Below are 14,359 nucleotides of genomic sequence, written 5' to 3' on the forward strand. Positions count from 1 at the left end.
GGCGATGCGCTCGGACTATTTCACCGTCACCAGTCGCGCCGCCACAATCTGGTGGCCGGCCTGCACGTCCGTATTTTCGATGCGCTGCATGATTCTGTCCGCCAGCGTGTAGCCCATCTCCCGCGCAGGGGTGGTGGCCCAGACGATCGGCAGATCGTCGAGCGCACTTTCACCGACGTCGGCGAACGCCCCGAGCGCCACCTGGTGGCCGAAGAAGGTTTCCACTCCGCCCTCGCCGCTCTGCCGTCCGGCGCGGATCAGGCCAAACCACGCCCCCATGGCAATCACGTCGTTGTAGCAAATCACGGCGCTGATCGTCGGGCTGCTTCGCAGCAGCGAGCCTATCGCTTCCGCCGCTTTCTTCTGGCTGGATTCGCACTCCACGACCCACTCGCTGTGGAACGGCAGGCCGTATTTTATCAGCGTCGCGCAGTAGCCGCCCACCCGCTCGGCGCGGGTCAGGGACGAGCTTTTTCCTCCCAGCCAGGCAATGCGCTGATGCCCGCGACGAATAAGATGCTCGGTCAACATTTGCGCGGCCTGCATGTTATCCGGACGCAGCGTGTCGGCCTCGTCGAGGTAGCTGGCGCGTGAGGCAAAGACCAGCGGCACGCCTTTTTCGGCGGCGCGCTCGCACAGTTCGCTCCCCACGCCCGACGCCCCGGCGACGATCACCCCGTCGACTCCCTGATTAAGCAGCATGTCGAGCCGGGAGAGAAGCTGATCGGCCTCGCGACCGCCGTGAAGCAGAAAGACCATCCGTCCCTGCGCTTCAAGCGCCTCGGTTAAGCCGGCGGTCAGCTCTGCATAAAACGGAGACGTCAAATCCCGCACAATAAGGCCAATCACCCCGCTTTGCCCACCGCGCAGCGCCGACGCCTGGCGGTTACGCACGAAGCCCAGCTGTTCAACCGCCTCGTTAACCCGCTGGCCGGTTGCAGGCGAGATCCGCCCTTTTCCGCTGAGCACCAGAGAAACGGTACTGACGGAAACGCCCGCCGCCAGCGCGACATCGTTGATGGTGATTTTTTTCGCTACAGCCATGTGTCGGCGTGACTCCCTGAAATGAGATCGGTAAAACGTTTTATCAATACGTTATCTTTATACTACCAGTTAATGCCTGAGAATGTGATTTAGCGCGCACTAAACTTTGATAAAACGTTTTATCTTCTCGCAGCATTGAAGCAGATAAACTGATTTTAACAGTAAAGGAGTCGTTTTATGACGGCGAAAGCAGCACAAAAAATATCGCTGTGGGAGTTTTTCCAGCAACTGGGTAAAACCTTTATGCTGCCCGTGGCACTCCTCTCGTTCTGCGGGATCATGCTCGGGATCGGCAGTTCACTCAGCAGTAAAGACGTCATCACGCTGATCCCGTTCCTGGGAACTCCCGTGCTGCAGGCCATCTTCATCTGGATGAGTAAAGTCGGCTCCTTTGCCTTTAGCTTCCTGCCCGTGATGTTCTGCATCGCGATCCCACTGGGTCTGGCGCGCGAGAACAAAGGCGTCGCGGCGTTTGCCGGTTTCGTGGGTTATGCCGTGATGAACCTGGCGGTTAACTTCTGGCTGACCGCGAAAGGCATTCTGCCGACCACCGACGCGGCCGTACTGAAGGCCAACAACATTCAGAGCGTGATCGGTATCCAGTCTATTGATACCGGGATCCTCGGGGCGGTGATCGCCGGGGTGATTATCTGGATGCTGCACGAACGCTTCCACAATATCCGCCTGCCGGATGCCCTAGCCTTCTTCGGCGGTACCCGCTTTGTACCGATTGTAACCCTGGTGGTCATGGGCCTGTTTGGTTTGATCATACCGCTGATCTGGCCGGTCTTTGCGCTGGGCATCAACGGCATTGGCCGCATCATCAACGGCGCGGGCGATTTTGGTCCGATGATCTTCGGTACCGGCGAGCGCCTGCTGCTGCCGTTTGGCCTGCAGCATATTCTGGTCGCCCTGATTCGCTTCACCGAAGCGGGCGGGACGATGGACGTGTGCGGTCACGACGTGAGCGGCGCGCTCACCATCTTCCAGGCGCAGCTGAGCTGCCCAACCACTCACGGCTTCTCCGAAAGCGCCACCCGCTTCCTGTCTCAGGGTAAAATGCCGGCCTTCCTCGGCGGCCTGCCGGGTGCCGCGCTGGCGATGTACCACTGCGCCCGTCCGGAAAACCGTCACAAAATTAAAGGCCTGCTGATTTCCGGCGTCATCGCCTGCGTCGTCGGCGGCACCACCGAGCCTATCGAATTCCTGTTCCTGTTTGTTGCGCCGGTGCTGTACCTCATCCACGCGGTGCTGACCGGTCTGGGCTTTACCGTCATGGCGGTGCTGGGCGTCACCATCGGCAACACCGACGGTAACGTGATTGACTTCGTGGTGTTCGGGATCCTGCACGGATTGTCCACCAAGTGGTATCTGGTGCCGGTCGTGGCGGCCATCTGGTTTGCGGTGTACTACGGCATCTTCCGCTTCGCCATTACCCGCTTCAACCTGAAAACGCCGGGTCGTGATGTTGAAACGGCCACCAGCGTCGAACAGGCTGTCGCAGGCACCGTCGGCAAATCCGGCTATAACACCCCTGCTATTCTGGCGGCGCTGGGCGGTGCGGATAACATTACCTCTCTCGATAACTGCATTACCCGCCTGCGTCTGTCGGTGGCGGATATGTCAAAAGTGGACACCAACGCCCTGAAAGCCAACCGGGCAATCGGCGTGGTACAGTTAAATCAGCACAATTTGCAGGTCGTTATCGGCCCGCAGGTCCAGTCGGTGAAGGACGAGCTGGCCACCCTGATGCGAACGGTCGAAGCCTGATGCCTCAACCCCCTCAGCATGAGGGGGTTTTACGTTAAGGATTAAAGCATGTTTGATTTCTCTACCGTCGTGGATCGACACGGCACCTGGTGTACGCAGTGGGACTACGTCGCCGACCGCTTCGGCGCGGCCGATCTGCTGCCCTTCACCATCTCGGATATGGATTTCGCCACCGCCCCCTGCATTACCGACGCGCTGCACCAGCGCATTCATCACGGCGTGTTTGGCTACAGCCGCTGGAAAAACGATGAATTTCTCGGCGCCGTCGCGCACTGGTTCCAGCAGCGCTTTCACAGTCAGATTGAGACTGAAGCTGTGGTTTATGGCCCTTCCGTCATTTATATGGTCTCTGAATTGATTCGACTCTGGTCGACCCCCGGCGACGGCGTGGTGGTTCACACGCCGGCATACGATGCCTTTTACAAAGCCATTGAAGGGAATGCCCGCCACGTGGTGCCCGTGGAGATGGAAAAGCATGCCGCAGGCTGGCTGGGTAATATGGCCGCGCTTGAAGCGGCGCTGGCGAAACCGGAAAACAAAATCCTCTTGCTGTGCAGCCCGCAGAATCCGACCGGCAAGGTTTGGACGCGGGATGAGCTGGAGCAGATGGCGGAACTGTGTGAACGCTATGACGTGGCGGTAATTAGCGATGAAATTCATATGGATATGGTGTGGGGAGAGCATCGCCATACGCCGTGGAACGAGGTGGCGCGCGGCAAATGGGCGCTTCTGACCTCCGGCTCGAAAAGCTTTAATATTCCGGCGCTGACGGGCGCCTACGGCCTGATCGGTGACGACGCGAGCCGTAACGGCTACCTTAGCGCGCTAAAAGGCCGGGACGGACTCTCTTCCCCTTCCGTGCTGGCGCTGACGGCGCATATCGCCGCCTACCAGCAGGGAGCCCCGTGGCTGGATGCCCTGCGGAGCTATCTGGACGCGAATTTGCATTATATCGCCCAGGAATTAAACAGCGCTTTTCCGAAACTGAACTGGCAGCCGCCGGAAGCGACCTATCTGGCCTGGATCGACCTGCGCCCGCTGAATATTGACGACCGGGCGCTGCAAAACGTGCTGATCGAGCAGCAAAAGGTCGCCATCATGCCGGGATATACCTACGGTAAAGAGGGAAATGGTTTTGTCCGCCTGAACGCAGGCTGCCCGCGCAGCAAGCTGGAACAGGGGGTGCAACGCCTGATCGCCGGGATTAACTCGCTCCTGTAATCATTTTGCGCAACGGAATATTCCCTTGCGCAAATAGCTTTTTACCCCGTTTTGTTTTTATAATATGGCGCACTTTAACCAGAAAAGAGTGCGACCATGATTGATACACGCCTGCCTTTAACTGATATTCATCGTCACCTTGACGGTAACATTCGTGCCCAAACCATCCTCGATCTTGGCCGCCAGTTCAATTTAACGCTTCCTGCACAGACGCTTGAGTCTCTGATCCCCCATGTACAGGTCACCTCCAGTGAACCGGACCTCGTCAGCTTCCTGAGCAAACTCGACTGGGGCGTGAAGATGCTGGCCTCCCTGGATGCCTGCCGCCGCGTGGCGTTTGAGAATATTGAAGATGCGGCCCGCAACGGCCTGCACTACGTTGAGCTGCGCTTCTCGCCGGGCTATATGGCAATGACCCACGGCCTGCCGGTTGCAGGGGTGGTGGAAGCCGTGATTGAAGGCGTCCGCGAAGGGTGTAAAACCTTCGACGTTCAGGCCCGTCTGATTGGCATTATGAGCCGTACCTTCGGCGAAGCCGCCTGCCTGCAGGAGCTGGAAGCGCTGCTGGCCCATCGCGATGCCATCACCGCCGTCGACCTCGCCGGTGACGAACTGGGCTTCCCGGGCAGCCTGTTCCTCTCCCACTTCAACCGCGCGCGCGATGCCGGGTGGCACATTACCGTGCACGCCGGTGAAGCGGCGGGTCCGGAAAGCATCTGGCAGGCCATCCGCGAGCTGGGCGCCGAGCGTATCGGTCACGGCGTGAAGGCGGTAGAAGACCGTGCCCTGATGGATTTCCTCGCGGAGCAGCGTATCGGGATTGAATCATGCCTGACGTCTAACATTCAGACCAGCACCGTGGCAACGCTGGCGCATCACCCGCTGAAAACGTTCCTCGAGCACGGCGTGCTGGCCTCGCTGAACACGGACGATCCGGCGGTACAGGGGGTGGATATCATCCACGAATACAATATCGCCGCACCGCAGGCGGGCCTGAGCCGCGAGCAGATCCGTCAGGCGCAGATCAACGGGCTGGAGATCGCCTTCCTGACGTCTGCGGAGAAGCAGGCGCTGCGGGATAAGGTGGCAGCAGCGTAACCCTTTTTGCCGGGTGGCGGCTGCGCCTTACCCGGCCTACAAATTATCTTCACCTTATGCCAGACAGAGCGTGGCGCGATGTTTGGCAGATTCGATACCCAGCTCGATCAGCTCCATAATCTGTATCGCCTGGCTGGCCGGAACCGGATTTTCTCCCGTTCCGTTCAGCGCATCGCGGATGGCCGCATAATAGGCCGGATAGTTACCCGGTATCGTCAGCAAGGTCTCCTCGACCAGCTCCTCGCCTTCCACCCGCGTGACGACGCCGTCGCGCATATCATAGCCCCAGTCCTCCTGCGGCAGACGCTCGCCGTTTTTAAGCCTGTCTTCCTGCGGATCGAGACCAAACTTCACGTAGCTTCCCCGCGTACCGTGAATGATATAGCGGGCCGATTCGGCGGCCGCGACCATCGTGCCGTGCAGCACAATGCGCCGCTGCGGATAGCTGAGCACCGCGTGGAAGTAATCGGTCGTCTGCGACCCGGGCCTGAGCTGGGCCAGATCGACCGTCATGCTCACCGGCAGACCAAATAGCGTGACGGCCTGATCCAGCAGGTGCGGAGCTAAATCGTACCAGATACCGCTGCCCGGACCGGCCTGCTCGCGCCAGCGGTTTCTCACCTGCGGGCGGAAACGGTCAAAGTGCGATTCAAAAAAGAGGATCTCCCCTAGCGTGCCTTCGCCGAGAAGCCGTTTTACCGTGAGAAAGTCGCTGTCCCAGCGGCGGTTGTGGAAAACCGACAGCAGCCTGCCCAGACTTTTTGCCAGCGCGTCCAGCTCACGTGCCTGTGACAGTGTCACGGTAAAAGGCTTGTCGACAACCACGTGCTTACCGGCCTCCAGCGCGGCCTTTGCCAGCGGAAAGTGGGTGTCGTTCGGCGTGGGGATGATGATTAAATCAATATTCGGATCGTTGAAAAGGTGCTTTGGCTCAGAGACAACCGGCACGGAAGGCCAGTCGGCATGGACTTTAGCGGCATCGCTGCTGGATACCGCCGCCAGCGCCATTCCCGGCGTCCCGGCGATCAGAGGCGCATGAAACGTTTTGCTCGCGTACCCGTAGCCGATAAGCCCGACGCGGATATTATCACTCATAGTGTCATCCTCTTTTATGACGTTCTTATTTCACACTGGCTCACCCGGCATGACGACAAATTAATAATGCGCTATACGACTTAAAATAGCAGGTTGTACGGGTTGTTTTTGTTACATAGTATTAACTTACTGATTTTGTTTAAGGGAACCGTTCCCAAAGCGCTTGCCGTCGGGGAAACGTCGCTGTAACATTTGCGCCCTGTATTTATGGATAAAGTACAATTGCGAATCATGACGTCAATTATTAATCGAATCATTGAATTAGCGGGATGGATTGTCCTTGGGGTTTCGGTCATTTTGCTGGGCGTCGTCAGCCATATCGATAACTACCAGCCGCCGGAGCCTGTCACCGTCGCTCAACCTAAGTAACCGGTTACTGCAATAAAGAGTGACACAATATGTCAGTTACGTATTGCCAGCCCTGGTGAACACGGTTAACCTTCTCTTCCAGGCATCGTCTGATGCCTGAATTTCAGCAAAGAAAACTCCTAATTTCGTCGCATTACCTGAGTGGGCTGTTTACGTCTTTATTAATCCGTTTATTATTCGACCGAATTACCTTAACTGGTATTACTCACTTTTATATGGAAACTTATTAATATGACAGTTCAGGACTATTTATTAAAATTTCGCAAGATCAATTCACTTGAGAGCCTGGAAAAACTGTTTGACCATCTGAACTACACCCTGTCGGATAATCAGGACATCATTAATATGTATCGCGCCGCCGACCATCGTCGAGCGGAGCTGGTTTCCGGCGGTCGTTTGTTCAACGTCGGGGAAGTACCTAAGTCCGTGTGGCGTTACGTTTTATAAGAAAGTAGCCATCCGCGCGAAATGTTATATACTCTCCGCCCTGCAAACTGGCTGTACAACATTTCGCGCAGATTATGGGAGAGTTCATGACCGCAACGCCTGGAGAACGCATCGGAGGCTGGTTAATCGCCCCACTGGCATGGCTGCTGGTTGCCTTATTAAGCGCATCACTTGCGCTGCTGCTCTATACCACCGCACTGATTACCCCCCACGCCATCCAGACCCTGATGTCGCAAAGCGTGCTGAATATTGCGTTGTGGTTCGTGTCGTTCGTTTTCGCGATTGGCATGTGGTACTACACGCTGTGGCTGACCATTGCCTTCTTTAAGCGCCGCAAGAGCGTGCCTAAGCACTACATCATCTGGCTGCTGGTTTCGGTTCTGCTCGCGGTGAAGGCGTTTGCTTTTTCGCCCGTATCAGACGCGCTGGCCGTTCGTCAGCTGCTTTTCCCACTGCTGGCCGCGGCGCTGCTGGTGCCCTATTTCAAACGTTCGACGCGGGTGAAAAACACCTTCGTGAACCCGTAATAACCCTACAGATAACCTGTTGTCGCCTGCGTTGGTTTGTCCGATAATAGGCGGCTTTTTTATTTCAGGCTAAATAATGACCGATTACTTACTGCTCTTTGTCGGCACCGTGCTGGTTAACAACTTCGTTCTGGTGAAGTTCCTTGGCCTGTGCCCGTTTATGGGCGTTTCCAAAAAGCTGGAAACGGCAATGGGTATGGGGCTGGCGACGACCTTCGTGATGACGCTGGCATCCATCTGCGCGTGGTGGATCGATACCTGGATCCTCATCCCGCTGGGGTTAACCTATCTGCGCACGCTGGCCTTTATTCTGGTTATCGCGGTGGTGGTGCAGTTTACCGAAATGGTGGTGCGCAAAACCAGCCCGGCGCTCTATCGCCTGCTGGGTATCTTCCTGCCGCTGATCACCACCAACTGCGCCGTTCTCGGCGTGGCGCTGCTGAACATCAACCTTGGCCATAACTTTATGCAGTCGGCGCTGTATGGTTTTTCTGCAGCCGTCGGTTTCTCGCTGGTCATGGTGCTGTTTGCTTCTATTCGCGAGCGCCTGGCCGCTGCGGATATTCCTGCGCCCTTCCGCGGTAACGCGATTGCGCTGGTGACCGCCGGTTTAATGTCTCTGGCCTTTATGGGCTTTAGTGGTCTGGTGAAGTTGTAATGAGTGCTATCTGGATTGCCATCGCCTCTATCAGCGTCCTGGGGTTGGTGTTTGGCCTTATCCTGGGTTACGCCTCCCGCCGTTTCGCGGTAGAGGACGATCCTGTTGTAGAAAAAATTGATGAGCTTCTGCCGCAAAGCCAGTGCGGGCAGTGCGGCTACCCAGGCTGCCGCCCCTATGCCGAAGCGGTAGGCGTTCAGGGTGAAAAAATTAACCGCTGCGCGCCCGGTGGCGAAGCGGTGATGTTGAAAATTGCGGCCCTGCTTAACGTTGATCCGCAGCCCGTTGACGGCGACGCGGAGGTGCAGGAGCCGGTCCGTGCCCTGGCCGTGATCGACGAAGCCAACTGCATCGGCTGCACCAAATGTATTCAGGCCTGCCCGGTCGACGCCATTGTGGGCGCAACCCGCGCCATGCACACCGTCGTGGCGGACCTGTGCACCGGCTGTAACCTCTGCGTGGCCCCCTGCCCGACGCAATGTATCGAGTTACGCCCGGTTGAAACGACTACCGAAAGCTGGAAGTGGGATCTTCAAACCATTCCGGTTCGCAATATTCCTGTGGAACAACATGCTTAAGTTATTTTCTGCTTTCAGAAAAGAGAAGATTTGGGACTTTGACGGCGGTATTCACCCACCGGAGATGAAAACCCAGTCCAACGTCACGCCGCTGCGTCAGATTCCGCTGGCGACCCGTTTCGTCATGCCGCTCAAGCAGCACATCGGTGCCGAGGGCGAGCTGTGCGTGAAAGAAGGCGATGCGGTTCTTCGCGGCCAGCCGCTGACCTTTGGTCGCGGACGTATGCTGCCGGTCCACGCCCCTACCTCCGGTAAGGTGGTTGCCATCGCGCCTCATACGGTAGCGCATCCCTCCGCGCTCTCAGAGCTGAGCGTGATTATTGAAGCCGACGGCGAAGACCGCTGGATCGATCGTGATGGCTGGAGCGACTACCGCGCCCACAGCCGCGAAGCGCTTATCGAGCGCATTCACCAGTTCGGCGTCGCCGGTCTGGGCGGCGCGGGCTTCCCTACCGGCGTCAAGCTGCGCGGCGGTGGCGATAACATTCAGACGCTGATCGTCAACGCCGCCGAGTGCGAGCCGTATATCACCGCCGACGATCGTCTGATGCAGGACTGCGCCGCCCAGGTGGTGGAAGGCATCCGCATCCTCGCGCACATTCTGCAGCCGCGGGAAGTGCTGATCGGTATTGAAGACAATAAACCGCAGGCTATCTCGATGCTGCGCGCCGTGCTGGCGGGCAGTCACGATATCAGCCTGCGCGTTATCCCGACCAAGTACCCTTCTGGCGGCGCAAAGCAGCTGACGCAAATTCTCACCGGTAAGCAGGTTCCGCACGGCGGACGCTCTTCGGATATCGGCGTGCTGATGCAGAACGTCGGCACCGCCTACGCCGTGAAGCGCGCGGTGATTGACGGCGAGCCGCTAACCGAGCGCGTGGTGACCCTGACCGGCGGTTCGGTCTCCCGTCCGGGCAACGTCTGGGCGCGGCTGGGTACGCCGGTGCGTCACCTGCTTGAACAGGCGGAGTTTTGCCCGGGCAGCGACCAGATGGTGATCATGGGCGGCCCGCTGATGGGCTTTACCCTGCCGTGGCTGGACGTTCCGGTAGTGAAAATTACCAACTGCCTGCTCGCCCCTTCGCCGACCGAGATGGGCGAAGAGCAGGAAGAAAAAGGCTGCATCCGCTGCAGCGCCTGCGCCGATGCCTGCCCGGCGGATCTGCTGCCACAGCAGCTGTACTGGTACAGCAAAGGCCAGCTGCACGACAAAGCAAAAGCCCATAACCTGGCCGACTGCATCGAATGCGGTGCCTGCGCCTGGGTCTGCCCGAGCAATATTCCGCTGGTGCAGTATTTCCGCCAGGAGAAGGCCGAGATTTATGCCATCTCCATGGAAGAAAAACGCGCGGCAGAAGCCAAAGCGCGCTTTGAAGCGCGCCAGGCACGACTGGAACGCGAAAAAATCGCCCGTCAGGAGCGCCATAAGCAGGCCGCCGTTCAGCCTGGCGAGAAAGATCAGGATGCGATTAACGCCGCGCTGGCGCGCGTTCGCGAGAAAAAGGCGAATGCCGCCCAGACGGTGGTGATCCCGGCGGGAGAGAAGCCGGATAACAGCGAAGCGATAGCCGCACGTGAGGCGCGCAAGGCCGCTGCACGCGCCCGTCAGGCTGAAAAAGCACAAGCGGCCCGGACGGATGCCGAGGTCGACCCGCGTAAAGCCGCCGTTGAAGCGGCAATAGCCCGCGCTAAGGCCCGCAAAGCCGGTGAGCAGAATGTGGTGGTCGAGCAGGACGTCGTCGACCCGCGCAAAGCGGCCGTTGAGGCGGCGATAGCCCGTGCCAAAGCGCGCAAAGCAGCGCAGCAGACGCAAACCGCAGAACCCGAAGCGCCGGTCGACCCGCGTAAAGCCGCCGTCGAAGCGGCGATTGCCCGCGCCAAAGCCCGTAAGGCAGCGCAGCAGGAAGAGCAGCCGCAGGCCGCTAACGATGACCCGCGCAAGGCCGCCGTCGCCGCCGCCATTGCGCGCGTTCAGGCGAAGAAAGCCGCACAGCAAGCAGTTAATGAGGATTAAATGGTTTTCAGAATCGCAAGCTCCCCTTACACCCATAATCAGCGCCAGACATCGCGCATCATGATGCTGGTCTGCCTGGCGGCGCTGCCGGGCATTGCCGTTCAGTGCTGGTTTTTCGGCTGGGGAACCCTGTTCCAGATACTCCTGGGCTGTGCCAGTGCCTTAGCGGCGGAAGCCCTGGTGCTTAAGCTTCGCAAGGCGGCGGTCTCCCGCATTCTTGCCGATAACTCCGCGTTACTCACCGGCCTGCTGCTGGCGATCAGTATCCCGCCGTTTGCCCCGTGGTGGATGGTGGTTCTTGGTACCGTGTTTGCCGTGATTATTGCCAAACAGCTGTATGGCGGACTGGGACATAACCCGTTTAACCCGGCGATGATCGGCTACGTGGTGCTGCTGATCTCCTTCCCGGTGCAGATGACCAGCTGGCTGCCGCCGCACGAGATTGCCGCCACGGTTCCGGGCTTTATGGATGCCCTGCACGTGATCTTTACCGGCCATACGGCGCTCGGCGCGGATATGAACGCGCTGCGAATGGGCGTGGACGGTATCAGCCAGGCGACGCCTCTCGACACGTTCAAAACGTCCCTGCATGCCGGACACAGCGTTGAGCAGATCATGAAATCCGCGATCTACAGCGGCGTGCTGGCGGGAGCCGGCTGGCAGTGGGTCAACCTGGCGTATCTGCTGGGTGGCCTGTTCCTGCTGCAGCAGAAAGCCATCCGCTGGCATATTCCGGTCAGCTTCCTCGTGACGCTGGCGGTTTGCGCCACGCTGGGCTGGGCATTCTCGCCTGAATCGCTGGCCAGCCCGCAGATGCACCTGCTCTCCGGCGCAACCATGCTGGGTGCCTTCTTTATCCTGACGGATCCGGTGACCGCATCAACGACGAACCGCGGACGCCTCATCTTCGGCGCGCTGGCAGGCCTGCTGGTCTGGCTTATCCGCAGCTTTGGCGGCTACCCGGACGGCGTGGCCTTTGCCGTCCTGCTCGCCAACATCACCGTTCCGCTCATCGACTACTACACGCGTCCACGCGTGTACGGCCATCGCTAAGGGTTTCGCCATGTTAAAAACGATGCAAAAGCACGGCGTCACGCTGGCCGTCTTCGCCGCAGTCCTGACCGGGCTGACGGCACTGGTGAATGCGTTGACCAAAACGACCATCGAAGAACAGGCCACGAAGCAGCAAAAGGCGCTGTTCGATCAGGTTATCCCGTCAGACTTCTACGATAATGACCTGCAAAAGAGCTGCTTCGTGGTAGACGCACCGCAGCTTGGTAAAGGCCCGCACCGCCTGTTTATCGCTCGTAAAGGGGATAAACCGGTCGGCGCGGTGATGGAGGCGACGGCGCCCGACGGCTATTCCGGCGCTATTCAGCTGCTCGTCGGCAGCGATTTTTCCGGCACCATACTGGGCACCCGCGTGACGGAACATCATGAAACGCCGGGTCTTGGCGATAAAATTGAAACCCGTCTGAGCGACTGGATTTTGCACTTCGCCGGTAAGGTCATCCATGGCGAAGGTGACACCGCGTTTGCGGTGAAGAAAGATGGCGGCGAGTTCGACCAGTTCACCGGGGCGACCATCACGCCGCGGGCCGTGGTGAACGCCGTAAAACGAGCCGGGCTTTATGCTGAGACGCTGCCCGCGCAAATCAACAATCTTCCGGCCTGTGGAGAGTCATCATGAGCCAGGTTAAAGAGGTTATTGTCCAGGGGTTGTGGAAAAACAACTCCGCGCTGGTCCAGCTTCTGGGGATGTGCCCACTGCTGGCGGTCACGTCCACCGCCACCAACGCGCTCGGTCTGGGTCTGGCCACCACGCTGGTGTTGACCCTGACCAACCTCTCCATCTCTGCCCTGCGCCGCTGGACGCCGTCGGAAATTCGTATTCCGATTTACGTCATGATCATTGCGTCGGTGGTCAGTATCGTCCAGATGCTGATTAACGCCTACGCGTTCGGCCTGTACCAGTCGCTTGGGATCTTCATTCCCCTTATCGTCACCAACTGTATCGTGGTCGGGCGCGCGGAAGCCTTCGCGGTGAAAAACAGCCCCGCCATGTCGGCGCTGGACGGTTTTTCCATCGGCATGGGCGCCACCTGCGCCATGTTCGTGCTGGGCTCACTGCGTGAAATCCTCGGAAACGGTACGCTGTTTGACGGCGCAGACGCGCTGCTGGGCGGCTGGGCCAAAGCGCTGCGCATTGAAGTGTTCCACACCGATACGCCGTTCCTGCTGGCGATGCTGCCGCCCGGCGCGTTTATTGGCCTTGGCATGATGCTGGCAATAAAATACCTGATTGATGAGAAACGTAAGCGCCGCGCGGCCGAGCGCAGCGTTCTGGAAGGGACACCCGAGAAGGCCTCATGAATAAAGAAAAGCGCATTGCGATCCTGACCCGTCTGCGGGACGAGAACCCGCACCCGACGACGGAGCTGAATTTTACCTCCCCGTTTGAGCTGCTGATCGCCGTGCTGCTCTCTGCACAGGCTACCGACGTGAGCGTTAATAAAGCCACCGCCCTGCTCTATCCGGTCGCCAATACGCCGAAGGCCATGCTGGAGCTGGGCGTGGAGGGCGTGAAGTCGTATATCAAAACCATCGGCCTGTTTAACAGCAAAGCCGAGAACGTCATTAAAACCTGCCGGATCCTGCTGGAGCAGCACGGCGGTGAAGTGCCGGAAGATCGTGCTGCGCTGGAGGCGTTACCGGGCGTAGGACGTAAGACCGCGAACGTGGTGCTCAATACCGCGTTTGGCTGGCCCACTATCGCCGTCGATACGCATATATTTCGCGTGTCTAACCGGACCAACTTCGCGCCGGGGAAAAATGTCGAGCAGGTCGAAGAGAAGCTGCTCAAAGTGGTTCCGGCTGAATTTAAGGTGGACTGCCATCACTGGCTCATTCTGCATGGTCGTTATACCTGCATTGCCCGCAAGCCTCGCTGCGGCTCCTGCATCATTGAAGACCTTTGTGAATATAAAGAAAAAGTCTATTCCTGATCGTCGCAATCCCCTGCCAAAAGAAGGGTTACCGATCGTTCTTCTTTTGGCCGTTATTTGTCCGCCCGTCGCTTCCCCTGGCCTGTCACTTGTTCGGCTGTTTAACGCTCAAACAGGTTAATAGTTTTTTCATAGCCAAAAATTTCTATACATCTGTGATCGCGATCACCCTGATAACTTCATGTTGTATTTTTGTTGTGAAAACTGACCTAAACCCTTTGCCTGACAAGACACTTCTCTTTCTTTGCCGACGATAAGACCAGCTATTTTTCAGAATATGGGCTATATCACTGCAATATGCGACAAATAGCAGAACATATTGCCAAATGGCGATCGGAGCCGGTCATTACCAGTCGAAAAAACTACCTTTACTCATCGTATGAAATTTAACGCTAAATAACATTTGTATGAACGGACGATTATACCACGCCAGATATATGTAACAGATTATTACAAACGTATTGCCAGATGGGGCAGGATAGTGAACATTACCCGCCGTTTCTCCTCCCAATATAACTATAAGGCGTATGGGC

15 protein-coding genes are annotated in these 14,359 nt (G+C 58.0%); 13 read left to right on the forward strand and 2 right to left on the reverse strand.

The window, feature by feature from the left end:
• Window positions 1-15 precede the first annotated feature (15 nt).
• Window positions 16-1,044 carry a Mal regulon transcriptional regulator MalI gene (locus ACJBF3_RS06400; RefSeq protein ID WP_045329111.1) on the reverse strand — a complete coding sequence of 343 codons (1,029 nt, stop codon included), beginning with the start codon at window positions 1,042-1,044 and terminating at the stop codon, window positions 16-18.
• Between the two features lie 177 nt (window positions 1,045-1,221).
• Here ACJBF3_RS06400 and malX point away from each other — a divergent pair, with 177 nt between their 5' ends.
• From malX to add, 3 genes are all read left to right on the forward strand, one after another.
• A complete protein-coding gene (gene malX / locus ACJBF3_RS06405; protein ID WP_045329112.1) occupies window positions 1,222-2,814 on the forward strand; it encodes a maltose/glucose-specific PTS transporter subunit IIBC in 1,593 nt (530 codons plus the stop codon).
• Window positions 2,815-2,862: 48 nt separating this feature from the next.
• Window positions 2,863-4,035, forward strand: a complete 1,173-nt coding sequence (locus ACJBF3_RS06410) for a MalY/PatB family protein (protein ID WP_045329113.1) — start codon at window positions 2,863-2,865, stop codon at window positions 4,033-4,035.
• A gap of 96 nt (window positions 4,036-4,131) precedes the next feature.
• Window positions 4,132-5,133, forward strand: a complete 1,002-nt coding sequence (gene add, locus ACJBF3_RS06415; RefSeq protein ID WP_045329114.1) for an adenosine deaminase — start codon at window positions 4,132-4,134, stop codon at window positions 5,131-5,133.
• A gap of 54 nt (window positions 5,134-5,187) precedes the next feature.
• Here add and ACJBF3_RS06420 read toward each other — a convergent pair whose 3' ends face one another.
• Window positions 5,188-6,228: an oxidoreductase gene (locus ACJBF3_RS06420; RefSeq protein ID WP_045329115.1), complete on the reverse strand. Its 1,041-nt coding sequence runs from the start codon at window positions 6,226-6,228 to the stop codon at window positions 5,188-5,190.
• Window positions 6,229-6,471: 243 nt separating this feature from the next.
• Between ACJBF3_RS06420 and blr the strand changes: the two genes are divergently transcribed.
• From blr to nth, 10 genes are all read left to right on the forward strand, one after another.
• The gene (gene blr, locus ACJBF3_RS06425; RefSeq protein WP_173860528.1) at window positions 6,472-6,597 is read left to right on the forward strand and encodes a division septum protein Blr; all 126 of its coding nucleotides are present in this window, start codon (window positions 6,472-6,474) and stop codon (window positions 6,595-6,597) included.
• A 231-nt stretch (window positions 6,598-6,828) separates the two neighbouring features.
• Entirely contained in the window at window positions 6,829-7,044 is a 216-nt protein-coding gene (ydgT, locus tag ACJBF3_RS06430; RefSeq protein ID WP_013096896.1) for a transcription modulator YdgT, read from the forward strand.
• Between the two features lie 86 nt (window positions 7,045-7,130).
• Complete coding sequence (locus ACJBF3_RS06435; protein ID WP_045329116.1) at window positions 7,131-7,571, forward strand: DUF2569 domain-containing protein; 441 nt, start codon at window positions 7,131-7,133, stop codon at window positions 7,569-7,571.
• A 76-nt stretch (window positions 7,572-7,647) separates the two neighbouring features.
• A complete protein-coding gene (rsxA, locus tag ACJBF3_RS06440) occupies window positions 7,648-8,229 on the forward strand; it encodes an electron transport complex subunit RsxA (RefSeq protein ID WP_008500564.1) in 582 nt (193 codons plus the stop codon).
• Window positions 8,229-8,807: an electron transport complex subunit RsxB gene (gene rsxB, locus ACJBF3_RS06445; protein ID WP_042716342.1), complete on the forward strand. Its 579-nt coding sequence runs from the start codon at window positions 8,229-8,231 to the stop codon at window positions 8,805-8,807. Before rsxA ends, rsxB begins: the two co-directional genes overlap by 1 nt.
• The gene (gene rsxC, locus ACJBF3_RS06450; RefSeq protein ID WP_045329117.1) at window positions 8,800-10,821 is read left to right on the forward strand and encodes an electron transport complex subunit RsxC; all 2,022 of its coding nucleotides are present in this window, start codon (window positions 8,800-8,802) and stop codon (window positions 10,819-10,821) included. The genes rsxB and rsxC overlap by 8 nt, the downstream gene beginning before the upstream one ends.
• Window positions 10,822-11,874, forward strand: a complete 1,053-nt coding sequence (rsxD, locus tag ACJBF3_RS06455; protein WP_045329118.1) for an electron transport complex subunit RsxD — start codon at window positions 10,822-10,824, stop codon at window positions 11,872-11,874.
• A gap of 10 nt (window positions 11,875-11,884) precedes the next feature.
• Window positions 11,885-12,511 carry an electron transport complex subunit RsxG gene (rsxG, locus tag ACJBF3_RS06460; RefSeq protein WP_045329119.1) on the forward strand — a complete coding sequence of 209 codons (627 nt, stop codon included), beginning with the start codon at window positions 11,885-11,887 and terminating at the stop codon, window positions 12,509-12,511.
• The gene (locus tag ACJBF3_RS06465) at window positions 12,508-13,194 is read left to right on the forward strand and encodes an electron transport complex subunit E (RefSeq protein ID WP_008500569.1); all 687 of its coding nucleotides are present in this window, start codon (window positions 12,508-12,510) and stop codon (window positions 13,192-13,194) included. The genes rsxG and ACJBF3_RS06465 overlap by 4 nt, the downstream gene beginning before the upstream one ends.
• Window positions 13,191-13,826, forward strand: coding sequence for an endonuclease III (nth, locus tag ACJBF3_RS06470; RefSeq protein ID WP_042719087.1), 636 nt, complete (start codon window positions 13,191-13,193; stop codon window positions 13,824-13,826). The genes ACJBF3_RS06465 and nth overlap by 4 nt, the downstream gene beginning before the upstream one ends.
• Window positions 13,827-14,359: the final 533 nt, after the last annotated feature.

The organism is Enterobacter sp. PP-008-ECC_S150, assembly GCF_045257065.1.
GTDB lineage: Bacteria > Pseudomonadota > Gammaproteobacteria > Enterobacterales > Enterobacteriaceae > Enterobacter > Enterobacter chengduensis.

Coding starts and splice junctions, on each gene's coding strand:
- ACJBF3_RS06400 (WP_045329111.1), bottom strand. CDS start 1,044: ATGGCTGTAGCGAAAAAAATCACCATCAACGATGTCGCGCTGGCGGCG.
- rsxD (WP_045329118.1), top strand. CDS start 10,822: ATGGTTTTCAGAATCGCAAGCTCCCCTTACACCCATAATCAGCGCCAG.
- add (WP_045329114.1), top strand. CDS start 4,132: ATGATTGATACACGCCTGCCTTTAACTGATATTCATCGTCACCTTGAC.
- ACJBF3_RS06420 (WP_045329115.1), bottom strand. CDS start 6,228: ATGAGTGATAATATCCGCGTCGGGCTTATCGGCTACGGGTACGCGAGC.
- ydgT (WP_013096896.1), top strand. CDS start 6,829: ATGACAGTTCAGGACTATTTATTAAAATTTCGCAAGATCAATTCACTT.
- rsxC (WP_045329117.1), top strand. CDS start 8,800: ATGCTTAAGTTATTTTCTGCTTTCAGAAAAGAGAAGATTTGGGACTTT.
- ACJBF3_RS06465 (WP_008500569.1), top strand. CDS start 12,508: ATGAGCCAGGTTAAAGAGGTTATTGTCCAGGGGTTGTGGAAAAACAAC.
- rsxG (WP_045329119.1), top strand. CDS start 11,885: ATGTTAAAAACGATGCAAAAGCACGGCGTCACGCTGGCCGTCTTCGCC.
- rsxB (WP_042716342.1), top strand. CDS start 8,229: ATGAGTGCTATCTGGATTGCCATCGCCTCTATCAGCGTCCTGGGGTTG.
- malX (WP_045329112.1), top strand. CDS start 1,222: ATGACGGCGAAAGCAGCACAAAAAATATCGCTGTGGGAGTTTTTCCAG.
- ACJBF3_RS06435 (WP_045329116.1), top strand. CDS start 7,131: ATGACCGCAACGCCTGGAGAACGCATCGGAGGCTGGTTAATCGCCCCA.
- ACJBF3_RS06410 (WP_045329113.1), top strand. CDS start 2,863: ATGTTTGATTTCTCTACCGTCGTGGATCGACACGGCACCTGGTGTACG.
- rsxA (WP_008500564.1), top strand. CDS start 7,648: ATGACCGATTACTTACTGCTCTTTGTCGGCACCGTGCTGGTTAACAAC.
- nth (WP_042719087.1), top strand. CDS start 13,191: ATGAATAAAGAAAAGCGCATTGCGATCCTGACCCGTCTGCGGGACGAG.